We start from the raw sequence: 23,693 nt of genomic DNA on the forward strand, positions 1-23,693 counted from the left end.
GCGGTCAGACGACCGCGCCGTCGTCCCAGCCGGAGTCGTTGGGCGGGCCGTCACCCATGCGCACCACGAGCGCCACGAAGCCGCCGATGAAGGCGGCCACCGCGGTGAACAGCGCCCACCCCTGCATGTCCCAGCCGCTCATGGCCGCCACCAGCAGGTAGGCGGGGCCGCCGAACAGTGCCACCCACGCGAGCTTGGTGGCCAGGTCGATCTTGGGCAGCGGAGGGGGCGGCTCGGGCACGAAGTGGCCCTCGTCGTCGTCCTCCTCCAGGGGCGTCTGGTCGTCGTCCGGCTCGGAGGCCTTGATCACCCTGCGGGTGGGCTCGGGCTCGTGATCGGCGGGGGACAGGTTCTCGCTGTCGGGCCACGGCTGCTCGGCCGAGTCCGGCTCGTTGTAGGACGCGACGATCTGACGCCAGACCTCGTCCTCGTCACTCTGCGGCGTCACGTCACATCCTTCACGAAGATCGCACTTGTCCCCCGGTGGCGATCAGTCTCTCTGCAAGGGTACCGAGGCATGTGTCCTGATGAAGTCCAGGCTCCCGGCAAAGATCTTGTCGGCATCGTTGTCGAGGGTCGCAACATGGTAGCTATCGGGGAGCTCCTCCACCGTCACTCCGGCGACCCGCTCGCGCAGGATCGCCACGCTCGTCGGTTTGACCACGTGGTCCTCGGGGCTGTGGAAGACCAGCACCGGCGCCTCGAGCGTCGCCAGGTCGGCCTGCACGAGCGACCACAGCCACGGCAGCGACGCCGCCGCCTTGACCGGTGTGCGCGTGTAGGCCAGCTCGGCCGCTCCCGGCTTCTTGATGTCGCCCGCCACTCCGGGAACCGACGCGATGAACCACTTCAGCAGCGGCGCGAGACGCAGCAGCGGCACGTCGTTGGCGATCGACGGGTTGACCACGATCACGCCCTTGACGCCAGGACCGTGCACCTCCGCCAGCCTTAACGCCATGCAGCCGCCCAGCGAGAGCCCGGCCACGAACACCTCCGCGCACCTGCCCTGCAGGTCCTCGAAGGCCTTCTCCAGCTCGGCGAACCAGTCCTCCCAGCGGGTGTGGCTCATCTCCTGCCAGGTGGTCCCGTGCCCGGGCAGCCGCGGCAGGGCCACGGTGAGGCCGTGCGCCGCCAGGTACTCGCCCCAGGGCCGCAACGACTGTGGTGTGCCGGTGAAGCCGTGACACAGCAGGACACCCACCTGTCCGGCCTCGTGGTGGTACGGCTCCGCGCCTGGCATGACCGGCATAACCGCTCCTCGCCGGGAAATCATCCCTGCACAATTTCGTCGGTAATTGATCCCCGATTTGCCCGATCGTCGCATGATATGGGGGAGTTGCGCGAGTGGTGGTGTAGGAGCTTGGCCACCGAGATGCGAAGATGATTACCGACTGTTCCGAGGGAGAGGTGGCCAGGTGTTCTATTGGGTGGTCAAGGCCATCTTGGCGCCGTTCCTGCATCTGATCTTCCGGCCGTGGGCCGAGGGCCTCGACAACGTGCCGCGTCAGGGGCCCGTCATCCTCGCGGGCAACCACCTGTCCTTCGCCGACCATTTCTTCGGCGCCCTCCACCTGCCGCGCAAGGTGATCTCGCTCGGCAAATCCGACTACTTCACCGGCCGCGGCGTCAAGGGCTTCTTCACCCGGCTGTTCTTCAGCGGCGTCGGCACCGTGCCGATCGACCGTTCGGGCGGCAAGGCCAGCGAGGCGGCGCTGCGCACCGGCAAGCGGATCCTCGCCGAGGGCAGCGTGCTCGGCATCTACCCCGAGGGCACCCGCTCGCCCGACGGCCGCCTCTACAAGGGCAAGACCGGCGTGGCCAGGCTGGCGCTGGAGTCGCGGGCCCCGGTCATCCCCTGGGCCATGGTCAACACCTTCGAGATGATGCCGCCGGGACGGCCGCTGCCCAAGCTCGGCATCAGGCCGGGCGTGCGCTTCGGCAAGCCGCTCGACTTCTCCCGCTACTACGGCATGGAGGACGACCGCCTGGTGCTTCGCGCGGTCACCGACGAGATCATGTACGCGCTGATGGAGCTGTCGGGCCAGGAGTACGTCGACAAGTACGCCGCCAGCGCCAGGGTCGAGATGGAGCGCGCCGCCAGGGCGGCACGCGCCTAACCCTCCTCGGCAGCCTGGCGCCGCCCGCTGTCCTCGAACGCCCGCTTGATGGTGGCGCGCAGCCACGCGTGCGCCGCGTCGGCGTCGTGGCGAGGATGCCAGGCCTGCGCCTGCCGTGGCAGGCGCTGTTCCTCATCCCCGTCCCGATCGCCGGGCTGCTCGCCCTGCTCACCGCCAGGCTCGCGCCCCGGCTGCCCCGCCACCACGCCGACCTCGACCTGCCCGACGCCGCGCTGCTGATCGCCGGATCCGTCGCGCTGCTGTTCGGCGTCATCGAAGGACCCTCGCACGGCTGGCTCAGCGCCCCCGTGCTCGGCGCCTTCGCCGTCGCCGCCGCGCTCCTCGCGGGATTCGTCGCCCACCAGTTCCGTACGGCGGGGCCGCTGCTCGACCCCCGCCTGTTCGCCAGGCCGGGACTGCGCGCGGGCACGCTCGGCGTCGCCGTGCTCTTCTTCGGGTTGTTCGCGCTGTTCTTCGTCAACGCCCGCTACCTGCAGGACGTCATGGGCCTGTCGCCGCTGCTCACCGGCCTGGCGATCCTGCCCCTCACCATCCCGATGATCGTGCTGTCCCGGCTGTCGGCGCGCTTCGACCCGCGCGTCGCGGTGCCGTCCGGGCTCGCGCTGGTCGTGGCCGGGCTGGTGACGCTGTCGTTCGCGGGCGCCGGCACGCCGTACCTGGTCTACGCCGTCGGGCCCACGCTCATGGGCGCCGCCCTGGCCACCCACGGCATGTCGGCGGGCTACCTCGTGATCGCGGGCGTCGTCCTCGCCGGGGCGCTGCTCACCCTGCGGTGGCTTCGCGCACCCGCCGCACGTGCTCAGGCGTCGTACGGCAGCAGCCCCCGATGAGAGCGGCGCCCAGCTCCTTCCACTCCCTGGCGGCCTCGCCGAACTCGGCCGGGTCGGCGGTCCCCAGCCAGCGCCGGTTGTCCGCGTCCCACGTCTCGCCCGAGTTCGGGTAGACGACGATCGTGAACCCGGCCAGCTGCCGGATCAGGCCCGGGATGTGGGCCGGCGAGGTGCAGTTCACGCCGACCGCCACCACCTGCGGGCTGTCGGCGAACAGGGCCGCGGCGAGCCTGATCGGGGTGCCGTCGTTGAGGTGCTTGTCGTCGCGGCAGGAGAAGGCGAGCCAGGCCTTCGTCTCGGGCGTCTCCTTGAGGAGGCGGCCGATCGCCTTGGCCTCCGCGAACGACGGGATGGTCTCACAGGCCAGCAGGTCAGCGCCCGAACCCGCCAGGATCTCCCACCTCGGACGGTGCCAGGCGACCAGGCCGTCCTCGTCGAGGTCGTAGTCACCGGTGTATTCCGCGCCGTTGGCCAGGTACGCGCCGTAGGGGCCGACGCTCGCCGCGACCAGACCGCCGCCCGCCTCGTCCCTGGCCTGGACGGCGAGCTCGACGGACAGGGCGATCAGGTCGGCGGCCTCGCGCTCGGACATCCCCCGCTTGACGAAGCCGGGGACGGAGGCCTGGTAGCTGGCGGTCGTGGCCACCTGCGCGCCGGCGGCGAAGTAGTCGGCGTGGACGCGGCGGATCAGGGAGGGGTCCTCCACCAGCAGCCGGGCCGACCACAGGTCGTCGCTCAGGTCGGCACCCAGGGCTTCGAGGTGGGTGGCAAGACCGCCATCCAGGACAAGTGTGCTCACACCATCACCTTATGCGCTGCTGCCTGGGCGTTCTTCCCGTAGGACGGGCGCCTCCCGCGCTCGTTCGTCCGGATGTGGTCGGTGCGAGCACACCCGTGGAGGCTCGCGCCCGCATTCGGCCCCGAGAAATCCTGCCCCGGCGGCAGGAAGACTCCCGCCCTGCCCGCGCTCGCCATGGGGGCCGGCCGCCCCCCACTACCGCGTGCGCCTCCACTCGCTCCTCGCGTGCGCCTCCGCCCGCTTCCCGTGTGCTTTCCCTCCCTTCCGTGACCGTCATCGGACGGCGCCTCGCTTGCCTGCGGTACTCGACGCAAGGGTGGGTGATGCACCCCGACCCCCGGGAGGTGCCGGGCCTCCCGAACTCGCGACGGTGAGAACCCCCGCCCGGTCCGGCGGACGATGGGCCCCCGCCCGCTCTGGCGGACGGTGGGCCCTCGCCCGGTCTGGCGGACGGTGGAGGCCCCGCCCGCGAGAGCCGTCGTGTCGGTTACTCGGGCATGAGGACCCTGTCGATGACGTACACGGTCGCGTTGGTCGTGCGAACGTCGCCGCAGACCACCTTGGCGTCATTCACCCGATAGCTCTCTCCCGAGCCCGAGGTGGTCAGCCGGCCGCCCTCGAGAGTGGTGAGTGTGGCGTCGGCCAGGTCGGTGGGCGTCTGCTCACCCTTGACCACGTGATAGGCGAGGACCTTGGTGAGCATCTCCTTGTCGGCCAGTACCCGATCCCGCGTCTGTTGCGGGATCGCGGCGAAGGCGGCGTTCGTCGGCGCGAACAGGGTGATGTCCTTGGCGGAGTTGAGCGTGTCCACGAGCCCGGCCTTCGCCACGGCGGCGGTCAGCGTGGACAGTGCGGGGGTGGTGGCCGCCGCCGTCGCCACGGGCTGCTCGGCCATCGCGCTGAAGCTGCCGGTGCCCGAGTCGGGTACGGCCGAGCACGCGGGACCGAACGGCTCCTCGGCCGCCCCGGACATGGCGGTGGCCATCGTGCTGACCGCCATGGTGGCGGCCAGGGTCAGGGCCGCCGGAAAAAGGAAGATGCGTCTCATGGTGCTTCCTTGTCTGGGATTGTGTCGTCAGCCCGGTATTCGGCCTTTCCGATGGCCCGGAGGCGACAGGCGGCCCAAGAAACGGCAAAGCATGACAATTCCATTGAGCTGTCAAGAAAGGTCAAAGCGTGACGAGCCTGCCGTTCTGCCGGGCAAGCGTGCTGTATGGCTCGATGTCTGGTGACCGGGGCGAGCGGGTACATCGGCGGACGGCTCGTACCCGAACTGCTCGCCGCCGGGCACGACGTGCGCTGCATGGTGCGCTCGGCGGGACGGCTGCGCGACCTGTCCTGGGCAGGACGAACCGAGATCGCCGAGACCGACGCTCGCGACCTCGACCGGACCGCCGACGCCCTGCGCGGCATCGACGTCGCCTACTACCTCATCCACTCCATGAGCGGCGGCCGGGACTTCGCCGCCGCCGACCGGCAGGCGGCGCGCACGTTCGCCGCCGCGGCGCGGCGTGCCGGGGTCCGGCGGATCGTCTACCTCGGCGGCCTCACACCGGAGCCGGGCGAAGGCCGGGCCGTCTCGACGCACATGAGCTCCCGCGCCGAGGTCGGCGAGATCTTCCTGTCGTCAGGGGTGCCGACCGTGGTCCTCCGCGCCGCGGTGATCATCGGGTCCGGGTCGGCCTCCTTCGAGATGCTGCGGTACCTGACCGAGCGGCTGCCGGTGATGACGACGCCGCGCTGGGTGCGCAGCCGTACCCAGCCCATCGCCGTCCGGGACGTGCTGCGCTACCTCGTGGCGTGGGCGGCGATCGACGAGGAGGTCAACAGGGACTTCGACATCGGCGGGCCCGACGTGCTGACCTACGCCGAGATGATGAACCGCTACGCGGCCGTGGCCGGCCTGCCCCCGCGACTGATCATCCCCGTGCCGCTGCTGACACCCAGGCTGTCGAGCCTGTGGGTGGGGCTCGTCACGCCGGTCCCCGCCTCGATCGCCCGCCCCCTGGTGGAGTCGCTGCGCACCCAGGCCGTGTGCCGCGAGCACGACATCGCCCGGTACGTCGGCGACCCGCCGGACGGCCTGATCCGCTTCGACCGGGCCGTATCGCTCGCGCTCCAGAAGATCAAGGAAGTCGACGTGGCGACCCGATGGTCCTCGGCGGCCGTACCGGGCGCGCCGAGCGACCCTCTCCCCACCGACCCGGACTGGGCGGGCGGCAGCCTCTACATCGACCAGCGCAGCGCGGTCGTCAGCGCCGCCCCCGAAGAGCTGTGGGGGGTCATCGAGGGCATCGGCGGCGAGAACGGCTGGTACTCCCTCCCCGTCGCATGGAAGATCCGCGGCGTCCTCGACCGGCTGGTCGGCGGGGTGGGCCTGCGCCGAGGCCGCCGCGACCCGCTGCGACTCCGGGTCGGCGACTCCATCGACTTCTGGCGGGTCGAGGAGATCGAACACGGACACCTGCTACGGCTGCGCGCCGAGATGCGGCTGCCCGGACTGGCCTGGCTCGAGCTGAGCCAGCACCTCGAGAACGGGCGCACCGTCTACCACCAGCGGGCCGTCTTCCATCCCCACGGTCTGCTCGGGCACCTCTACTGGTGGACGATCCTCCCCTTCCACGGGCTGATCTTCGGCCGGATGCCGAGGAACGTGGCGGCCGCGGCCCGCGACACCGCACGCCGAGGACCGGATGGCGGGCCACGGGTGAGCCCCGGAGGGTGAGAGATGACGGCGGGACCCAGGGGCGGGCACGCTGACGACAGGGCAGCGTCCTCCGCCGCCGGGTCACTGGGCTGCTGGATGGAGGCCGCGCGGCGGTGAATCCACGCGGCCATGGGCTCTCGGACCCTCCATCCTGTCTCCGAACGCCGGACCCGTCCTCAGCCTCCTCGTTTCCAGAACGGGCGGGAGCGGCGGGTGGCGGAGTCGGTGGAGGACTCGCCCACCAGCAGAGTGAGGACCTCCACCGCGCGTGCCCACAGCGCGTCCGTGTCGGCGCCGGGGTGTTCGGCCGCTTCGAGTTCGGTGGCCAGCGCCGACAGCTCGGCATGACCGCCGAGATGGGCGGCGAGGGCGGCCAGCCTGCTGCCTAGATCGGCCAGGTAGAGCCGGCGGTCGACGTGGACCGTCTTCAGCCGGTCGAGTTCGGCCACCAGCTGCGGTCTGACCAGGTCGAGCGACTGCCCGGCCGCCGGACGCGGCGGGGTGGCCTTCCCGCGGCCGAGCCTGGCGCTGAGCCCGCGGGACGGCCTGCCACGCGTGACGCGTGCCGCGTCCTCGCTCGCTTCGCGCGAGGGTCCTTCAGGCAACCAGCGCACCCCGCCGGACCCGCCGGGTCCACCGCGGTCGCCGCCTCCGCCGGGCAAACCGGAGACACCGGACCCTCCAGATCCAGCAGGCTCTCCAGCCCCGGGCTCTCCAGCTCCGCCGGGCCCTCCGGGCCCTCCAGCTCCGCCGGGCCCTCCGGGCCCACCAGGGCTGCCGTGCTGTCCGGTGTCTGACGGTCCTGCTGGTGCTGCCGGTCCAGGCGCGGACTCCGCGACGTGGGCCGTGCCGAAGCCGCCCGAGAAGCCGCCGGAGGCCGGAGCGCCGGGCTCGGGCAGGCCCCCGGGGGCCGGCGAGCCGGTACGCCTGGGGGCGGCCGGCCTGGGCGGGGTGACGGGAGCGGCGGCCGCCATCGCGGTGAACATCATGCCGGACGCGGCGGGTGGCGCCATGGGTGGCTCCCACCCGCTGGGCGGTTCGACGGGCTGGATCACGTGGTGTTCGGGGGCGCCGTCGGTGACCTGGCGGGTGTCGACGGCGACGTATGCGGTGAAGCGGCACAGCACGCCGTAGATGAGGGAGGTCTCCACGATCCTGGACTCCAGGTCGTGCTCGCCCATGGCGTAGCGGTCCTCCAGGTCGCGCAGGTGCGCGCGGGCCCAGACGGCGCGGATGGCGGGATTGTCTACCACGGTGCCGGGAACGGTCTGCTCCCACGGCGCGCCGCCCGCGAGACCGTGGACGGTGACGGAGGAGCCGTCGCGGTAGCGCCCCGACACGGTCAGCGGGACGCCAGGGAAGATCGCGCCCAGGTGAGTGACGGTGCCGGCCTCGACGTCGAGGCCCTTCAACGACAGGTCGGTGACCAGCGGGGCGCCGATCCTGCGGTGGATGTGGTCCATGGCGGCGTCGAGGCGGTCCTCCGACTCGACCAGCTCGCAGCGGCCGGCGCCGAGGCTGGCGAGCCTGCCGAGGAAGCCCGCGTTGACGGCCCTGTCGATGCCGACGACGTGCACGCGCATGGCCGACAGGGCGCCTCCGGTCTGCTCCAGGATCTGGTCCTCGTTGCCGACCTGGCCGTCGGTGACCAGCACGACGATCCGGTCGCGAGGCCCGTCCTCGACCGGCTCGCCCGGCGCGGTGGCGGGCTCGCCGACGGGCCCGCCGGGCGGGGCGGCGACGCCGTCCTGGGCGATGGCATCCGTGCCGGCCGCCCGGGGCTGGGCGAGCAGGGTGATGGCCCGCCGGAGCGGGGCGAGCAGTTCGGTGCCGCCGCGGGCGTCGACCCTCGACAGGTGTTCGACCGCGCGGTAGCGGTTGCGGTCGGAGGCCGCCCGCAGCCCCTCGAACGCCGGCTCCACCACCGAGTCGAACGTCAGCACCGCGAACCTGTCGTCGCCGGTGAGCGTGTCGACGATGCGGGCGGCGGCACGCCGGGCCGCCACCATCTTCCAGCCGGTCATGCTGCCCGAGCGGTCGAGCAGCAACACCACGTCGCGGGGGGTACGCCGCTCCGGGAGCGCGGGCGGCAGCACGGTCAGGTCGAAGGTGCCCTCGCCGTCGAGCAGCAGCGCCGTCGAGGCGTCGAAGCCCAGGCGCAGGATGAAGTCGCGGTCGAGGCGCTCGCCGGGGCGTACCTCGACGGTCGTGCCCTCGCGCTGGACGACGTGCAGGCTCGAGGCCAGCTCGCGCAGCTCGAGGCCCGCCGGATCGACGTCGGCGCGCAGCGACAGCCGTACCGGATGGGGGAAGCCCGGCAGCAGCACGGGCGGGGTGACGCGGGAGGCGTCGGGAACGGCGTCGGTGTCGGGGGCCACGCCGCCGCCCGCGGGGGCGCCGTCGACGGGCGCGCCGGGGATGTAGCGGGGCGCGACCACGAGGGGGAAGCGGAAGGTGGCCGCACCGTCCTCGTACGGCAGCGGCTGGCTCAGCGTGAGGCGCACGGTGACGCGCTCGCCCGGCAGGATGTTGCCCACCGTGATCGTGAAGACGTCGGGCCTGTCCTCCTCGGCGAGCGCGGCCCGCCTGCCCTCGCTGAGCGCCCTGTCGTAGTCGGCTCTGGCCTGGCCGCGCTCCTTGAGCACCCCCTCGATCACCCGGCCGTCGGCCTCCATCGTGAACGCGGTCACGGCCGCCCTGTCCGGCAGCGGGAAGACGTACGTGGCCTCCAACGTCACGTCGAACGGGTTGCGGAAGCCCTGGGCCACCTCCACGCCCGCGATCAGCCCGCTGATGCGCGCGACGACGTCGACGCTCTCCATCGGGAGGTTGCCGCGCTCGGTCCGCAGCGCGCCCATGCCGGCCTCGGGGAGCGGCAGGCACTCTGTCGGGTCCAGCGAGATGATCTTCATGTCGCGCTCCCTTCGTGGAGGCGGCGCTCTTCGAGCACCGCGAGAAGCGGTCCGGCGGCGGCGAGGACTGCCTCGATGTCGGCTTCTGAGGGGGTACGGCCGGCGCCGTCGATGAGCAGCGTCACGCCCTCGGCCAGCCGTACGCCGTGGACAGGCCATGACCGCGGGCCGTGCTGGGGCCGGCGCGCCCAGAACCTCGGCCGTGCGCCTTCACCCGGCCACACGATGTCGGGGCCGCCCGGCGCGCCGAGGAGCGGGGCCGGAGCCATCCAGGACCCTCCGTCGGGCGGCCAGGCGGATCCGGGACCCGCGGCGGGGGCAGATGGCGACGGCGGGCTGGGGGACGAGCCGCCGGGAACCGCCGGGGGCCATGACGGCGACGCTGGGTCGGCGGTGAGAGACGCGTCGGGCCCGGCGCCGGCGGCAGGGGCGTGGTCCCGGTGGGGAGCGAGGTCGTGGATCGGATCGGGGACCCGTGAAGGGTCGCGGGGCGGCGCCTGGTATGGCGCCGGGCCGGGGGTGGCTTCGGGACGGAGCGCAGCGGTCGCGGGCGGTCGGGAGGCGTTCGGTGGAGCGGACGCCGAAGGTGTGGCATGAGGCTGCGGGGGAGTCGGCCCCGGCGCGGCGGGGGCGGCCTGGGCAGGCGCGGCTGAGACCGGCGGGGACGTGGCTGTGCGCTCCTGGGCGGACGATGCGGTGGGGGAGGGCTGAGAAGGCGCGGCCGGAACCGGCGGGGGAGCGACTGTGCGCTCCGGGGCAGACGGCTCGGCGGGGTCGCGCGGGGGGTGCGGGGGAGAGGTCTCGGTGGGCGGGGTGAGGTGGGCGGCCCGGGCGAGCATCGTGTCGGTGGCGCCTGCCAGAGCGACCTGGATCTCGGCGATGGACGATCCGTCGGCCTGCATCCGCTTGATCGCCACCAGTTGCAGCAGGTGCCGCCGCCCATAGAGGGCCACCCTGCCGCGCCTGGTGAGCGGCGGGTCGAGGAGCCCGATCGTGGCGTACCACCGGATCAGCCGCTCGCTCGGCACCTCGCGCACCCGGCCGTTGACCTGCTGGCCCGAGGCGCGCAGATGCTCGGCGGCGCGCTCCGCCAGCTCGCTGATCGTCCAGGTCTCGCTCATGATGCAACAATGACACTGTCATCGTTGCAGTGTCAAGATGGGGAAGATTCGGCTGGTGGCCGGGGTTGTTACGGGGGAGACCAGATTGTCGAGCGACGAGAGGAAACCTCATGGCTACGATCACCGGACCGCTGTCGGGCGACGCGCGCAAGGTTGTCGCGGAGGCTCTGCAGGGGGCGCTGGTCGACCTGATCGATCTGTCTCTGGTGGGCAAGCAGGCCCACTGGAACGTGATCGGTCCCCACTTCCGTCCGCTGCACCTGCAGCTGGACGAGCTGGTGACGGTCGCGCGTGAGCACGCCGACACCGTCGCGGAGCGTGCCGTCGCGCTGGGGATCAACCCCGACGGGCGCTCGGCCACGATCGCGGCGTCGACGAAGCTGCCGCAGCCGGAACACGGCTGGATCGAGGACGGCAAGGTCGTCGCGACCTTCACCGACATCCTCGAAGGCGTCATCAGGCGGATGCGGGAGCGGGTCGCCGCCACCGACGAGCCGGACCCCGTGACGCAGGACCTGCTGATCGCCGTCACGCAGGACGTCGAGAAGCAGCACTGGATGTTCCAGGCCCAGCGCTGACGTCACGGCCCTGCGCCGGACACGGCACCCGCACGGCACGCCCATGCGCACGGCCCTGCGCCGCGCCGGGCGAAGGCCCCGGGCGGAGGGACCGCGGGAAGCCGGGCGGAGGGCGGCAGGAAGGGCGGAGGGCTACAGGAAGAAGGCGGCCAGCGTGGCGATCGGGGGGCGGGTGGCCAGCAGCAGGCGCAGCCCCTCCTCCGTCCCGTGGGTGGCCACCTCGGCCTCCACCAGCGCCCGCAGCCACGCGTCGCCGTCGCCCCGCAGCGCCGCCCCTTCCAGCCGGTCGAGCACGGTCGCGCCCGGGTGCGCCTCCCTGGTCAGCGCCGACAGCAGGTGCGGCCACCCGACCGTGAGGGCGGCCAGCTTGGCCACCGCCGCGTCGGGCGTGCGGGGCGCCCCGGCCAGCTGCCGCCGGTAGCTGACGAACGAGTAGAAGCGGAACACGTTGAGGTACCGCTTCACCTCGCGCGGGTTGCGCAGGTCGAGCCACGGGAGGGTGCCCCCGATGGCGTGGAAGGCGTTCTCGTCGCTGTAGAGGTCGCCGAAGACGCGGTCGGCGGCCCGCCGTACCTCTTCGGGGCGGGCGCCGAGGGCGTGCTGCGCGTGGCGGACGCTGTGCTCCAGGGTCGCCGACGTGGGCGACAGGCGCCTGATGGCGGCCTCCACCTTGTCGATCTCCTCCTCCCGTACGGGTTCGGCGGACGGCGGCGCGTCGTCGGCCTGCAGGCCGAGCAGGCCGCGCAGGTAGTGGGGCAGGCGGTCCTCGTCGAGCTGCGGCACGCTCAGCGGCAGCTGCACGATCTTCTCCAGGAACCGCCAGCCGACGCCTTCGGGCAGCCGCAGCCCCCGGTAGGCGTTCTCGACGTGCGCGGCCACCACGTCGGGCTCCATCGCCAGCACGAAGACGCAGTTGGGGAACTCGCCCGCCAGGAACAGGTTGATCGCCTCGATGACGTGCGCGACCGTGCCGGCGGAGCAGCGGTCGAGGTCGTCGACGAACACCACCAGCGGGCGTTCGGGGGTGGCCACCAGGTCCAGCACGTTGCGCATGTCGGTCTGCACCAGGTGCAGGAAGCCCGCCTTGCCGCGGTAGCCGTGCTCGCCGGCGAGACCGAGCGGGTCGGCCGGGCGCATCAGGTCGCTGAAGCTGCCGCTCGCCGCCTCGCCGAAGAACCTGGCCATCCGCAGCGTCCCGGTGATCATCGAGGCCAGGGCGCCCGACGAGCCGATCGCGGCGGCCGCGCCCTTCAGCCACGGCAGCAGCTGTTCGGCCGCCAGCGCCGCGCCGGACAGCAGCAGCGTGCCGGCCAGCGCGATCCCGGCGGGCGCGAGCCTGGTGAGGGCCAGCCGGTAGGCCTGGCGGCGGACGGACTCCCTGTCGACCCGGGTGAGGTTCAGCTCCAGCCAGAACCGTTCCCGCTCGGCGGGCGGCAGGCGCCGGGTGACCTGCGTGATGATCTCGTGGGCGAGACCGGCCCACACCTGCTCGCCGTCCTGGTACATCCACGGGTTGAACCAGACCGTCGGCCGCCAGTCGCCCCCGGCCTCCGGTACGGCCCGGCCGGCGCGCGGGGCGACCGCCCGCCGTACCCGATCGAGGATCTCGGCGTTGGTCACCTGGCCGCGCTCGCGGCGCGGCACGCGCAGCCCGACCGGGTTCTCGCCGCTGGCTCCCGGGTCGAGAAGTTCCTGCACCATCCGCATGAGTGAGGTCTTGCCGACGCCCCACGGCCCTTTCACGCCGATCGTCAGCGGCGGCTGGGTGTCGGGGTGGCGGATGAAGGCGGCCATCGCCTCGGCGTAGACGCGGTGCCCGAGCCGGTCGTCGAGCGTCCACCGGTCCGGGGTCAGGCGGGCTCTCGGCCGTACGGCGGTGCGGCCCGCGCGCAGCCGCCGCAGGTTCCACGCCAGCCGGTCGGCCTCCTCGAGTGTCAGCAGCGATCCGCCGAACTCGCGTACCGCCTGGTGCGGAACCGGGGCCAGACCCCAGCGGACCAGCTCGTCCAGGCCTTCGCGGGCGTCCAGCAGGGCGGCGTGGTCGGCCGTCAGCTGCTCGGCGGGCCCGAGCAGCGAGGCCACGGGCAGCAGCCGCCGCGCGGCCTCGCTCAGGTGCAGGTCGTGGACGCGGGCGACGATCTCGGCCGCCGATTCGGGCACCTCCCGCTCGCCCACCGCTCTCAGCATGGCCGCCGTGTGCGCCAGCGCCACCTCTCCCGGGGTACGGCCCGCGCTGACGGTCACGTCCTCGATGTCGCCGTGGCCGAACATGATCGCGCGCAGGTCGGAGCCGCGTTCCTCGTAGGCTTGCCGCGCCATGCCGTACAGGTCGGCGACCGTGACCGCGTCGCGCCGGGACAGCAGGCCGTCGGCCAGCAGCCCGGTGAGGGAGGGGGCGGGGCCGGGCCGCTCGGTGCCGCGGCCGAGCGCGGCCGTCAGGGCGGCGGCGGCCACGGGTGGGTCGCCCGGCACGTTGAGCCGCGCGTGGCCGGGCTGCTCGGGGCCGGTGTGCAGCACCCAGCCGAAGTCGACCACCAGCAGCAGCGCCGCCGCGCAGGAGTCGCCGAGCCGCCGCGAGAACTCGGCGATCAGTCCCGTGAACGCGCTCGGCACCCACGCCGATCCGGCGGGCCAGCGGACCAGTAGCAGCTCGCCGGGCTCGGCCGACTGGAGGAAGGCCGCCAGGTCGGGGAAGGGGGTTTCAGGGCCGCAGGTGCGCACGCCGAACGCGCACTGCCGGAGGGCGTGCGCGAACCTGCGGGAGGGCTCACCGTCCAGGAAGACCAGGGCCCTGCGGGCCTTGATCCGGGGTGCCGGCCGCATGGGTGTCATGTCCAGGATGCTGGGACCCAGGATCGGCGGTGGCGCAGGGTTTGCGCAGAGTTTGACCGCGCGATCCCTTTCCATTCATGTCATTCCGATCGACTGGGCAAGGGCTTGGGCCTAGCGTGGCAACCGACAGGGAGGGCCCCACATGTTGCGCAGAACAGTGCTCCGCACGGGCGCCGTCGTGGTCGGCTCCCTGTGGCTCGGCTCGCCGGAGGCCCACGCCGCCGCCGGCCCCTACGGGCCGCTCGGCAAGCCCAACGCCGACGGACTGGCGCTCCCCAAGGGCTTCACGGGCCGGGTGGTGGCCCGTTCGGGGCGCAAGGTGGCGGGCCTGAGGTGGCACGCCGCCCCGGACGGCGGTGCCTGCTTCCCCGACGGCGACGGCTGGATCTACGTGTCCAACTCCGAGATCCCGCTGCTCGGCGGCGCGTCGGCGCTGCGGTTCGGGCCTGACGGCGCCGTCCGCGACGCCTACCGCATCCTGTCGGGCACCGACCTCAACTGCGCCGGCGGCGCCACCCCGTGGAACACCTGGCTGTCGTGCGAGGAGGTCACCAGGGGCCGCGTCTTCGAGTGCGACCCGTACGGCTCCCGCGCCGCCCGCCCCCGCCTGGCCATGGGCCGCTTCAAGCACGAGGCCGCCGCCTGCGACCCCGACCGGCAGGTCGTCTACCTGACCGAGGACGAGCCTGACGGGTGCTTCTACCGGTTCAGGCCGCGCGACTGGGGCGACCTGACGGAGGGCACGCTGGAGGTGCTGACCACGTCGGGCGCCTGGCGGCGTGTCCCCTCGCCGGCCGCGCTCACCAGGGCCACCCGCCACCAGGTCGACGACGCCAGGCACTTCGACGGCGGTGAGGGCTGCCACTACATGGGCGGCGTCTGCTACTTCACCACCAAGGGCGACGGCAAGGTGTGGGCCTACGACGCCGTCAAAGGCAGCCTGGAGCCGCTGTCGAGGGTGCGGGGCGCCGACAACATCACCGGTTCGGAGGCGGGCGAGCTGTTCGTCGCCGAGGACGGCGGCAACATGGAGATCAGCCTGGTCGGCCGCTCGGGAGAGGTTTCCCCGTTCCTGCGGCTGGCGGGCCACGACCGGTCGGAGCTGACCGGGCCCGCCTTCTCCCCCGACGGCAGGCGGCTCTACTTCTCCTCGCAGCGGGGCAGGAAGGGCGACGCGGGCGGGCTCGACGGCCACACCTTCGAGGTGACGGGGCCTTTCGCTCAGGCGTTGCTCAAGTAGCCGGTCAGCGCCGCCTTCAGCTCCTCGGTCAGCGCGGGCGAGTGGTGCGGGATCACGGCCTTGACCATGGAGACCGCCATCGTGCCCATCAGCAGGGCCCGGTCGGGGTCGAGGCCGGGGGAGCGGCGCAGGAGCAGCGCGGCGACCTGCTCGGCGATCGCCGCGTGCAGCCGTTGCGAGGCGGCCGCCAGCCGGTCGCCCGTGGCCGAGCCGTACAGCAGGGCCCAGTAGGCGGGCGAGCGGCTCTTGAAGGCCACGCTCTCGTCGACGAACGCCGCCACCAGGGCCTCCAGCGGCACCTCGGGGGTGACGGCGGCCAGCCGCTCGGCCCAGTACTCGCCGCGCTCGTCGGTGTAGCGGGCCACCAGGCCGTCGAGGATCTCGTCCTTGTTGCGGAAGAACTGGTACAGCGAGCCGGGCGACATGCCCGCCCGCGCCGCCACCTGGTTCGTCGTGAGGTCGGGGTAGCCCACCTCGGCGATGACCAGCTCCGCCGCGTCGAGGATCTCGGCCATGCGCTTGAGGCCCCGCGCCTGGCGGCGTACCGGACGGCCGGACATGCGAGCAGTTTACCGAGTTTCGTCGGCGACCAGCAGTGCCTCGGCGCCCACGGGCGTGAACCCGGCCGCCAGGAAGGCGCGCAGGCTGGCCGCGTTGCCCGGGGCGACCTGCGCCCACAGCGGCTCGTCGCACAGCGCGCGGGCCGCCGCGGCCAGCCTCCGGCCCACGCCGCGTCCCCGGTGGGCGGGATCGACCTCCACCGCGACCTCCCACCGCCCCGCCACGCCCCTGCCGATCACCAGCACGCCCTCCTCGCCGGCCCACACGCGTACGGCGTCACGGTGCCGCATGGCGCGCGCCACGCGGGGATGGCCGTCGTCGGTGATCTCGGTGAGCCCGGCGGGCGGCGGCCCTGCCAGCGGCCGGGCGAGCAGGAGCGCGTCGAGGTTGTCGACCGTCCTGCCGGTCTCCAGCTCCAGCGCCCGCAGGAACGGCGGGTTCAGCGGCGCGGACAGGTCGCCGTCGGGCAGCCTGTCGCGCAGCCAGCCGTGGTCGAGGTCGGCGAAGACCACGCTGTGCGCGGTGAAGGCGATCACGCCCATGTCGCGGTGGCTGGGTTGCGGCACGATCGTCACCGTGCCGTCGGCGCGGGGAAGCCTGCCCGCCGCCACGTCGGACAGCAGCTCGGCCAGTGTCATCAAGGGTCTCTCCTGTCGTCGGGGACGCGGCATCCCCTCCTGATCTACCGCAATCCGCAGGCCGGGGAGTGCGGGCCCGCTTCAGAGGTCGAGGGACCAGACCTGCTCGACGACGTCCACCCCGTTCTCGACCGACGTCTCCTCCGAGTCCAGGCTGAAGCCCGCCGCCTGGTAGATCCTGCGCGCGCTCACCAGCGAGTCCCTGGTCCACAGCACGATCCGCTTGTACCCCGACTCCCGCGCGTGCCGCAGGCACTCCTCCACCAGCCGCCGCCCCAGGCCGAGCCCGCGCGCCGCGGGCTCCACCAGCAGCATCCGCAGCTGCGCGGTGGTGTCGTCCTTGTGCACGCAGAACACCGAGCCGACCGGCTCCCCGTCGATCTCGGCGATCCAGCCCGTGTCCCTGGCCGGGTCGTACTCGCTGACGATGCGCGCGACGACCTTCTCGAACTCGAGGCCCCAGCCGTACTCCTTGCCGTACAGCGCCGCGTGCCGCCAGACGGCCCATCCGAGATCGCCCGTGCGCGGCGGCCTGATGACGTACGGCACGCGCGAGGCGGGCGCCTCCCGGCCGAGCGTCTTCCTGATCGACGACATCGCCGCGACGAGTCGTGCCTGCTCCTCCTCGCCGAGCCCGTCGAGCAACTGGCTGATCCGCTCGCTCTGGCGCCGGTCGAGCCCGGCGAAGGTGGTCGTGCCGGCCTCGGTGAGCCGGACGACCTGCTTGCGGGCGTCGCTCGAGGACCGCTCCCTGACGAGCAGGCCGTCGGCCTCGAACCTGGCCAGGATTCTGCTCAGGTATCCGGCGTCGAGGTCGAGCATGCGCCGCAGCTCGCCCGCCTCCAGCGCCGGCCCCTCGGCGCTGGCGAGCTCGAACAGCACCCTCACCTCGGTCAGGGAGTAGGGCGAATCGAGCATGCCGAGCTGCAGGACGCCGATCACCTTGGTGTAGAAGCGATTGAAGGCCCTGATCTCAGCGATCCTTGCCTCGGTCAATGAGTTCATTGACACAGTCAAGCATGAGAGGATGTCTGTTGTGAAGCACCTGTTCATTGGTGGATACGGTCCCGACATCGTGGTCGCGGGCAAGGATCTGGCCGTGCTCGCGCGCGCCGCGGCCCACAAGGCCTCCTTCCTGGCGTTCCATCCCGCGATGCCGGTGCTGTACGCCGTGGGCGAGGACGACCGCGGCACCGTGAGCGCCTACTCGGTGGCCGCCGACCGGCCGGCCCCGCTCGGCGAGCGCTCCAGCGAGGGCGGCCAGCCGTGCCATGTGGCCGTGCATCCGGGCGGGCGGCTGCTGGCGGTGGCCAACTACGGCGACGGCGTCGTGAGCCTGCACGAGCTCGACGAGAACGGCGCCTTCGCCGGTGAACCCGTCGTGCTCACCCACCACGGTTCCGGTCCGGTGTGGGAACGGCAGGAGCGGCCCCACGCCCACCAGATCGTCTTCCATCAGGACGTGTTGCACGTGTGCGATCTCGGCACCGACGAGATCCGCCGCTACGCGCTCGACGGCCGCGCGCTGGAGTTCGTGAAGCTGCCCGCCGGGATGGGTCCCCGCCACCTGGTGTTCGACGGCGACCGCTGCCATGTGGCCGGCGAGCTCGACGCCATGGTGCGCAGCTACGACAGCCACTGGAACGAGCTGGCGGCCGCCCCCGCCAGCCAGGCGCCGGGCACGAACTATCCCTCGCACATCGAGGCGGCCGACGACTACGTCTATGTCGCCAACCGCGGCCCCGACACGATCGCGGTCCTGCGCAGGACCGATCTGGCGCCGGTGACGGAGGTGTCCAGCGGCGGTGCCTGGCCCCGGCACTTCGCCATCGACGGCGCCGCCATGTACGTGGCCAACCAGACCGACGACGCGGTCTCCGTGCTGTCACTGCACGGCGGCCTGCCCCGGCCGACGGGCGGGCGCATCGAGGTGGTCGCGCCCGCCTGCGTGCTGCCCCGCTAGTCAGGCCTGGCCGCGAGGATCGCGCTCAGCAGCCGCCTGATCTCCGGCTCCACCGCCTCCTTGGTCACGCCCAGGCCGGTCAGCGCCGCCGTCGCGGGGCCCTCCTCCAGCGACAGGACGCCCAGGAGGATGTGCTCGGTGCCCACGTAGTTGTGGCCGAGCCGTAGCGCCTCACGCAGGGTGAGTTCGAGCGCCTTGGTGGCCTGGGCGGAGAAGGCGATCATGTCGGGCGCGCCTGACCCGGCCGGCGGCGTCACCGCCTCCCGCACGGCCGTGGGGCTCGCCCCGAGCGTAACCATGATCTTGGCGGCGATGCCCTCGGGCTCGTGCAGGAGGCCGAGCACGAGGTGGCCCACCTCGATCTGGTCGTGCCCGCCGTCGCGCGCCTCCGCCTGGGCCTGGACGACCACGTGGCGGGCGCGCTCGGTGAAGCGGGCGTAGTTGCGCAGGTCCTCGGCCAGGGTGGGGCCGTCCTTCGACACGAACCGCTTCTGCGCGGCCTGCTTGCTCACGCCCATGCTGCGGCCGATCTCCGTCCAGGAGGCGCCCGAATGCCGCGCCTGGTCCACGAAGTGGCCGATGAGGTGGTCGGCGACGTCGCCGAGGTGTTCGCCGAGCGTGACCGCGTCGGACAGCTGGTCGAGCGGATCGCCGCCGCGGGTCTTGATCGCTGAGATCAGGTCGTCGAGCCTGACGGTGTTCTCCATTCGTCAACCATAGGTTGACGATAAAGGGTCGTCAACCGTTGGTTGACGCTCGGTCCGCCGCTCGCCGGTGAGTCCGTCGATACCCCGTCCTGGAGCGGTACGCCGCGCCGCGGGCGCCGCCGGATGATCTCCTCCGGCGCGTGTTCGATCCGGCCAGGATGGGCAGGGAACTCCTCGTGACCACGCGACCCGATCCGCCCCTCCCCGGTGTCGGCCGGCGCGGTCACGCCTGTCGTGCCCGCGTCCGGCGTCGGACCGCGCACGGCACCCGCCTTTTGGTCTAGACCATTGCCGGTACCAAAGGGCACAATGCGTTGCATCGGCGATACGTCGAAGGCACCGCCCCAGCAGTTTGGCCGTGAACCCCATCGGGAGGAACCCGCCATGCGTATTGGAGTGCTCACCGGAGGCGGCGACTGCCCCGGTCTCAATGCTGTGATCAGGGCTGTTGTTCGCAAGGGTGTCAGCGTTTACGGGCACGAGTTCGTCGGCTTCAGGGACGGCTGGCGCGGCCCCCTCGAGGGCGACACCATGCCGCTCGACATCCAGGCCGTGCGAGGGATCCTGCCGCGGGGTGGCACGATTCTGGGTTCGTCCCGCACGAACCCGATCAAGATCGAGGGTGGCGTCGACCGGATCAAGGACAACCTCACCGCGAGCGGGATCGACGCCTTGATCGCCATCGGCGGCGAGGACACCCTCGGTGTCGCCCGCCAGTTGTCCGACCGTGAGGTCAAGGTGGTCGGCGTGCCCAAGACCATCGACAACGACCTGTCCGGCACCGACTACACCTTCGGCTTCGACACCGCCGTCAACATCGCCACCGAGGCCATCGACCGGCTCCACACCACCGCCGAGTCCCACCACAGGGCGCTGATCTGCGAGGTCATGGGCCGTCACGCGGGCTGGATCGCGCTGCACGCGGGCATGGCGGGCGGTGCCAACGTCATCCTCATCCCCGAGAAGCCGTTCGACATCGACCGTGTCTGCGAGTACGTCGAGTCGCGCTTCCGCACGCGCTATTCACCGATCATCGTGGTCGCCGAGGGCGCCCACCCCCTCGAGGGGCAGATGACACTGCAGGCGAGCGAGCTCGACGCCTTCGGCCACGTACGGCTCGGCGGCATCGGCGAGATGCTGGCCAAGGAGATCGAGAAGCGCACCGGCAAGGAGGCTCGCACGACCGTGCTCGGCCACATCCAGCGCGGCGGCACGCCGACCGCCTTCGACAGGGTGCTGGCCACCAGGTTCGGGCTGCAGGCCATCGACGCGGTCCACGCCGGCGACTTCGGCACGATGGTGGCGCTGCGCGGCACCGACATCGTGCGCGTGGGGCTCGACGAGGCCACCTCGGAGCTGAAGACCGTCCCGGTCGAGCGCTACGAGGAGGCCGAGGTCTTCTTCGGTTAAGCGGATTGCAATTGGCGGGCCGTACCGTGAGGGCAGAGCGGGAGACCGCTCCATTCCCTCCGGGTACGGCTCGCCCCTGATTGTCGCGGCCCATGATGAAGGGGGCGAGCCGTACCCGCCGGATGCTGTCGCTCTCGCCGTCCCCGCAGGCCGGAGGGCCGGGAGAAACGCCGCGAGGGCCGCGGCGGATCCGGGATCGCCCCGGCCGCCGCGGCCCTCGCGTGCGGATGTCTCAACCCCGTGGGTGCTGCTGGGGCCGGCCGTAGGGCGCCTGCGTCCTCCTGGGGAGGGGGCCGCCCGCCTGCGGGGCGGCGCCGTACTCGGGTCTGCCGTACTCCGGCCGTCCCTGCTCGCCCAGCCCCTGCGCGGCCCGGCCGCGCTCCTGCCGCCCGTGCACGGGCCGCCCTTGCTCGGGCAGGCCCTGCGGGGGCAGGCCCTGCGGGGGACGGCCGCGCTGCGACCGGCCCTGCGCGGGCGGGCCCGCGGGCACGGGCGCGCGAAGGGTCTGGGCGCTCTCGGCCGCCTGGCGGCGCCTCTCGAGGCGGGCCATCAGCTCGGCGTCCTCCTGCATCTCCGCCTGCGACGGAGACAGGATGACCATCAGCAGCATGGTCAGCGTGATGAGGCTGACCACCGTCATCAACGGCACGAGGAAGGACAGCGCGTCCGCGCCGGCCACGTGCCCGGATGCGGTGTGGAGCTGGACGCTCATCCCGAACATGCCCGTGTAGTGCATGCCGGCGACGGCGACACCCATGATCAGCGCGGCGCCGGTGATCGCCAGGGCCCGCCTGACGCGCAGGGTGAACCATAGAGCGACCGTCGCGGCGACGACCGCGATGACGACGGAGGCGCCCACGAACGTCGGGTCGTAGGTGACGTGGGCCGACATGTTCATGGCGTACATGCCCATGTAGTGCATGGCGGCCACGCCGAGCCCGGTCAGCAGGCCGCCGCCGAGCAGGGCGAGCACCTTGGCGCGGCCGAAGGAGACCAGGAACAGTCCCGCGCCGACCACGACGACGGCCACCAGCGCCGAGGCGACGGTGAGCGGGACGTCGTACCTGATCTCGGTGCCCTCGACGTCGAAGCCCATCATGGCGATGAAGTGCATGACCCAGATGCCGGTGCCGCCGATGGAGATGGCCGCGCCGATGAGCCATCGCGCACGCGAGGAGCCGGTCGAGGCGTTGGCCTGAGCGGTGAGCCGTAGGCCGAGCATCGAGCCCATACACGACATCACGTACGCGAGGATCGGCGTGAGCGGACCCTGGGTGAAATGATTCATGTTGTGACAATCCTTGCCATAGGGATCTTCCGGATTGTCGCAGCGTGTCTATCCCATTTGCATGGATAGCTCAACTATCTGTCAATCTCCTCTGTCGGAAACGTGAGAACCTCTCATGGGCGATGCCTTCTGGCGGGCGATCGCGGTCTTCAGGGTCGCGTCGCTTATCTACGCGGCGGTGCTGATGCTCCAGCACGAGGGCTTCGCCCACCCGGTCGCCGGCTGGACGGTCATCGCGATCATGGCGCTGTGGACCGCGGCCGCCACCGTCTGCTACTCCGTCGAGGCCCTGCGCGGCTGGCCGCTGCTGACCGTCGACATGCTGGTGGCGCTGGGCTGCCTGCTGGCCACGCCGTACGTGCAGGGTTCCTTCCAGGGGCAGCTCGGCAGCATGCCGGTCCCCGCGATCTGGATCGCCGGCCCCGTCCTGGCCTGGGCCGTGTACGGCGGGCGCCGCCTGGGCGGGGTGGCGGCGGCGATCGTGGCGGGCACCGACCTCTGGGTGCGGATGGCGGGGCCCGGCTCCCCGATCCTGATCAACGGGGCGGTCCTGCTGTTCATGGCGGGAGTCGTCGTCGGGCACGTGGCGCGCCTCGCGGTACGGGCCGAGGAGCGCATGCAGCGCGCCGTCGAGATGGAGGCCGCCCAGCGCGAACGCGAACGGCTGGCCCGCGGCATCCACGACTCGGTGCTGCAGGTGCTGGCGCTGGTCAAGCGCCGTGGTCAGGAGCTCGGCGGCGAGGCGGCCGAGCTGGGCAGGCTGGCCGGGGAGCAGGAGGCCGCGCTGCGCGAGCTGGTCGCGGTGCGGACCGCGCCGACGGGGGCGGCGGATCTGCGGGCGCTGCTCATGAGGTTCGGCTCGGCCCAGGTGACGATCTCCACGCCGGCCACGCCGCTGGTCCTGCCCACCGGCGTGGCCGAGGAGACGGCGGCCGCCGTACGGGCGGCGCTGGACAACGTGCGCGCCCACTGCGGCGAGCGGGCGCGGGCCTGGGTGTTCGCCGAGGAGGGCGACGGCGAGGTGACGGTCAGCGTGCGCGACGAGGGCCCCGGCATCGCCGCAGGACGGCTGGAGCAGGCGCGCGCCGACGGGAGGCTCGGCGTCGCCCAGTCGATCAAGGGCCGGGTGGCCGATCTGGGCGGCAGGGTGTCGATCCTGTCCACGCCCGGCGAGGGCACCGAGGTGGAGATCACCGTGCCCGCGCCGCTTCGCCGGCGGTCCTGAAGGTGGCGGCCCTTAGAGTGACGGCATGGTGCGGGTGATGGTGGTCGACGACCATCCCATGTGGCGCGACGCGGTGGCCAGGGACCTGGCCGAGGCGGGGTACGAGGTGGTCGCCGCCGTGGGCGAGGGACGGCAGGCGCTCCGGGTGGCCGAGGCGGTCAGGCCCGACGTGGTCGTCCTCGACCTGCAGTTGCCCGATCTGTCGGGGGCGCAGGTGGCCAGAGGGCTGCCCGGGGTGAAGATCCTGGTGCTGTCGGCGAGCGCCGAGCAGGAGGACGTGCTGGAGGCGGTGAAAGCCGGCGCCTGCGGCTACCTGGTCAAGTCGGCCGGCCGGGAGGAGTTCCTCGACGCGGTGGCGCGGACCGCCGTGGGCGACGCGGTCTTCACGCCCGGGCTCGCGGGGCTGGTGCTGGGGGAGTACCGCCGGCTGGCCGCAGAGTCGCGCACGCGGCCGGAGGGTCCCCGGCTGACCGACCGGGAGACCGAGGTGCTGCGCCTGGTGGCCAAGGGGCTGTCCTACAGGCAGATCGCCGACCGGCTCGTGCTCAGCCATCGCACGGTGCAGAACCACGTCCAGAACACGCTCAACAAGCTCCAGCTCCACAACCGCGTCGAGCTGGTCCGTTACGCGATCGAGCAGGGGCTCGACGAGGACCTCTGACGGACGACCGCACGCCGGGCGGGTCTCGCCGCCGCGCGGCGGACTAAACTCGTAAGGTCGCGGCGTTGCAGATGGGGCCGCGT

General features: G+C 72.4%; 21 protein-coding genes. 9 read left to right on the forward strand and 12 right to left on the reverse strand.

Features of this window, described 5'->3' with window-relative positions; genetic code table 11:
- Positions 1-4: 4 nt before the first annotated feature.
- Both ACWENQ_RS05140 and ACWENQ_RS05145 read right to left on the reverse strand, forming a co-directional pair.
- Positions 5-448 (reverse strand): hypothetical protein, encoded by a 444-nt coding sequence (locus ACWENQ_RS05140; RefSeq protein WP_449921287.1) that lies wholly within the window; start codon positions 446-448, stop codon positions 5-7.
- 42 nt (positions 449-490) lie between these two features.
- Positions 491-1,249 (reverse strand): alpha/beta hydrolase, encoded by a 759-nt coding sequence (locus ACWENQ_RS05145; protein ID WP_354919334.1) that lies wholly within the window; start codon positions 1,247-1,249, stop codon positions 491-493.
- A 166-nt stretch (positions 1,250-1,415) separates the two neighbouring features.
- On the opposite strand from ACWENQ_RS05145, the gene ACWENQ_RS05150 reads away from it, so the two are divergent.
- A complete protein-coding gene (locus ACWENQ_RS05150) occupies positions 1,416-2,117 on the forward strand; it encodes a lysophospholipid acyltransferase family protein (RefSeq protein WP_452412921.1) in 702 nt (233 codons plus the stop codon).
- 68 nt (positions 2,118-2,185) lie between these two features.
- The gene (locus ACWENQ_RS05155; protein WP_452412922.1) at positions 2,186-2,968 is read left to right on the forward strand and encodes a hypothetical protein; all 783 of its coding nucleotides are present in this window, start codon (positions 2,186-2,188) and stop codon (positions 2,966-2,968) included.
- On the opposite strand, the gene mmuM is transcribed toward ACWENQ_RS05155, so the two are convergent.
- Positions 2,901-3,767, reverse strand: coding sequence for a homocysteine S-methyltransferase (gene mmuM, locus ACWENQ_RS05160; RefSeq protein WP_452412923.1), 867 nt, complete (start codon positions 3,765-3,767; stop codon positions 2,901-2,903). The two genes, ACWENQ_RS05155 and mmuM, sit on opposite strands and share 68 nt — an antisense overlap.
- A gap of 487 nt (positions 3,768-4,254) precedes the next feature.
- Positions 4,255-4,767, reverse strand: a complete 513-nt coding sequence (locus tag ACWENQ_RS05165) for a fasciclin domain-containing protein (protein WP_449921451.1) — start codon at positions 4,765-4,767, stop codon at positions 4,255-4,257.
- 213 nt (positions 4,768-4,980) lie between these two features.
- Here ACWENQ_RS05165 and ACWENQ_RS05170 point away from each other — a divergent pair, with 213 nt between their 5' ends.
- A complete protein-coding gene (locus ACWENQ_RS05170; protein WP_452412924.1) occupies positions 4,981-6,492 on the forward strand; it encodes an SDR family oxidoreductase in 1,512 nt (503 codons plus the stop codon).
- Positions 6,493-6,650: 158 nt separating this feature from the next.
- Here the strand turns inward: ACWENQ_RS05170 and ACWENQ_RS05175 are convergent, their stop codons facing one another.
- Positions 6,651-9,386 (reverse strand): VIT domain-containing protein, encoded by a 2,736-nt coding sequence (locus tag ACWENQ_RS05175; protein ID WP_452412925.1) that lies wholly within the window; start codon positions 9,384-9,386, stop codon positions 6,651-6,653.
- Entirely contained in the window at positions 9,383-10,507 is a 1,125-nt protein-coding gene (locus ACWENQ_RS05180; protein ID WP_449921267.1) for a MerR family transcriptional regulator, read from the reverse strand. The genes ACWENQ_RS05175 and ACWENQ_RS05180 overlap by 4 nt, the downstream gene beginning before the upstream one ends.
- Positions 10,508-10,617: 110 nt before the next feature.
- Between ACWENQ_RS05180 and ACWENQ_RS05185 the strand changes: the two genes are divergently transcribed.
- Entirely contained in the window at positions 10,618-11,085 is a 468-nt protein-coding gene (locus ACWENQ_RS05185) for a Dps family protein (protein ID WP_354919314.1), read from the forward strand.
- Between the two features lie 132 nt (positions 11,086-11,217).
- Here ACWENQ_RS05185 and ACWENQ_RS05190 read toward each other — a convergent pair whose 3' ends face one another.
- Complete coding sequence (locus ACWENQ_RS05190; protein ID WP_452412926.1) at positions 11,218-13,917, reverse strand: KAP family P-loop NTPase fold protein; 2,700 nt, start codon at positions 13,915-13,917, stop codon at positions 11,218-11,220.
- Between the two features lie 142 nt (positions 13,918-14,059).
- Between ACWENQ_RS05190 and ACWENQ_RS05195 the strand changes: the two genes are divergently transcribed.
- Complete coding sequence (locus tag ACWENQ_RS05195; protein WP_449921260.1) at positions 14,060-15,157, forward strand: alkaline phosphatase PhoX; 1,098 nt, start codon at positions 14,060-14,062, stop codon at positions 15,155-15,157.
- On the opposite strand, the gene ACWENQ_RS05200 is transcribed toward ACWENQ_RS05195, so the two are convergent.
- From ACWENQ_RS05200 to ACWENQ_RS05210, 3 genes are all read right to left on the reverse strand, one after another.
- Entirely contained in the window at positions 15,139-15,717 is a 579-nt protein-coding gene (locus tag ACWENQ_RS05200) for a TetR/AcrR family transcriptional regulator (protein WP_452412927.1), read from the reverse strand. The two genes, ACWENQ_RS05195 and ACWENQ_RS05200, sit on opposite strands and share 19 nt — an antisense overlap.
- 9 nt (positions 15,718-15,726) lie before the next feature.
- Positions 15,727-16,356: a GNAT family N-acetyltransferase gene (locus tag ACWENQ_RS05205; RefSeq protein ID WP_452412928.1), complete on the reverse strand. Its 630-nt coding sequence runs from the start codon at positions 16,354-16,356 to the stop codon at positions 15,727-15,729.
- A gap of 81 nt (positions 16,357-16,437) precedes the next feature.
- Positions 16,438-17,361 (reverse strand): bifunctional helix-turn-helix transcriptional regulator/GNAT family N-acetyltransferase, encoded by a 924-nt coding sequence (locus ACWENQ_RS05210; RefSeq protein ID WP_452412929.1) that lies wholly within the window; start codon positions 17,359-17,361, stop codon positions 16,438-16,440.
- Between the two features lie 22 nt (positions 17,362-17,383).
- On the opposite strand from ACWENQ_RS05210, the gene ACWENQ_RS05215 reads away from it, so the two are divergent.
- A complete protein-coding gene (locus ACWENQ_RS05215) occupies positions 17,384-18,319 on the forward strand; it encodes a lactonase family protein (RefSeq protein WP_452412930.1) in 936 nt (311 codons plus the stop codon).
- Here the strand turns inward: ACWENQ_RS05215 and ACWENQ_RS05220 are convergent.
- Complete coding sequence (locus tag ACWENQ_RS05220; protein WP_449921246.1) at positions 18,316-19,026, reverse strand: Clp protease N-terminal domain-containing protein; 711 nt, start codon at positions 19,024-19,026, stop codon at positions 18,316-18,318. The genes ACWENQ_RS05215 and ACWENQ_RS05220 overlap by 4 nt on opposite strands.
- Positions 19,027-19,410: 384 nt before the next feature.
- Here ACWENQ_RS05220 and ACWENQ_RS05225 point away from each other — a divergent pair, with 384 nt between their 5' ends.
- Entirely contained in the window at positions 19,411-20,436 is a 1,026-nt protein-coding gene (locus tag ACWENQ_RS05225; RefSeq protein ID WP_354910081.1) for a 6-phosphofructokinase, read from the forward strand.
- 232 nt (positions 20,437-20,668) lie between these two features.
- Here the strand turns inward: ACWENQ_RS05225 and ACWENQ_RS05230 are convergent, their stop codons facing one another.
- A complete protein-coding gene (locus ACWENQ_RS05230) occupies positions 20,669-21,724 on the reverse strand; it encodes an MHYT domain-containing protein (RefSeq protein ID WP_449921243.1) in 1,056 nt (351 codons plus the stop codon).
- Between the two features lie 115 nt (positions 21,725-21,839).
- Between ACWENQ_RS05230 and macS the strand changes: the two genes are divergently transcribed.
- Positions 21,840-22,949 (forward strand): MacS family sensor histidine kinase, encoded by a 1,110-nt coding sequence (macS, locus tag ACWENQ_RS05235; protein ID WP_452412931.1) that lies wholly within the window; start codon positions 21,840-21,842, stop codon positions 22,947-22,949.
- A gap of 25 nt (positions 22,950-22,974) precedes the next feature.
- Positions 22,975-23,610 (forward strand): response regulator transcription factor, encoded by a 636-nt coding sequence (locus ACWENQ_RS05240; RefSeq protein WP_354910087.1) that lies wholly within the window; start codon positions 22,975-22,977, stop codon positions 23,608-23,610.
- The last annotated feature ends 83 nt before the right edge of the window (positions 23,611-23,693 follow it).

The sequence above is a fragment of the Nonomuraea sp. NPDC004354 genome (assembly GCF_053602555.1).

Coding starts and splice junctions, on each gene's coding strand:
- ACWENQ_RS05200 (WP_452412927.1), bottom strand. CDS start 15,717: ATGTCCGGCCGTCCGGTACGCCGCCAGGCGCGGGGCCTCAAGCGCATG.
- ACWENQ_RS05225 (WP_354910081.1), top strand. CDS start 19,411: ATGCGTATTGGAGTGCTCACCGGAGGCGGCGACTGCCCCGGTCTCAAT.
- macS (WP_452412931.1), top strand. CDS start 21,840: ATGGGCGATGCCTTCTGGCGGGCGATCGCGGTCTTCAGGGTCGCGTCG.
- ACWENQ_RS05165 (WP_449921451.1), bottom strand. CDS start 4,767: ATGGCGGTCAGCACGATGGCCACCGCCATGTCCGGGGCGGCCGAGGAG.
- ACWENQ_RS05175 (WP_452412925.1), bottom strand. CDS start 9,386: ATGAAGATCATCTCGCTGGACCCGACAGAGTGCCTGCCGCTCCCCGAG.
- ACWENQ_RS05195 (WP_449921260.1), top strand. CDS start 14,060: ATGTTGCGCAGAACAGTGCTCCGCACGGGCGCCGTCGTGGTCGGCTCC.
- ACWENQ_RS05230 (WP_449921243.1), bottom strand. CDS start 21,724: ATGAATCATTTCACCCAGGGTCCGCTCACGCCGATCCTCGCGTACGTG.
- ACWENQ_RS05215 (WP_452412930.1), top strand. CDS start 17,384: ATGTCTGTTGTGAAGCACCTGTTCATTGGTGGATACGGTCCCGACATC.
- ACWENQ_RS05190 (WP_452412926.1), bottom strand. CDS start 13,917: ATGACACCCATGCGGCCGGCACCCCGGATCAAGGCCCGCAGGGCCCTG.
- ACWENQ_RS05205 (WP_452412928.1), bottom strand. CDS start 16,356: ATGACACTGGCCGAGCTGCTGTCCGACGTGGCGGCGGGCAGGCTTCCC.
- ACWENQ_RS05240 (WP_354910087.1), top strand. CDS start 22,975: ATGGTGCGGGTGATGGTGGTCGACGACCATCCCATGTGGCGCGACGCG.
- ACWENQ_RS05210 (WP_452412929.1), bottom strand. CDS start 17,361: ATGAACTCATTGACCGAGGCAAGGATCGCTGAGATCAGGGCCTTCAAT.
- ACWENQ_RS05185 (WP_354919314.1), top strand. CDS start 10,618: ATGGCTACGATCACCGGACCGCTGTCGGGCGACGCGCGCAAGGTTGTC.
- ACWENQ_RS05220 (WP_449921246.1), bottom strand. CDS start 19,026: ATGGAGAACACCGTCAGGCTCGACGACCTGATCTCAGCGATCAAGACC.
- ACWENQ_RS05180 (WP_449921267.1), bottom strand. CDS start 10,507: ATGAGCGAGACCTGGACGATCAGCGAGCTGGCGGAGCGCGCCGCCGAG.
- ACWENQ_RS05145 (WP_354919334.1), bottom strand. CDS start 1,249: ATGCCGGTCATGCCAGGCGCGGAGCCGTACCACCACGAGGCCGGACAG.
- ACWENQ_RS05170 (WP_452412924.1), top strand. CDS start 4,981: ATGGCTCGATGTCTGGTGACCGGGGCGAGCGGGTACATCGGCGGACGG.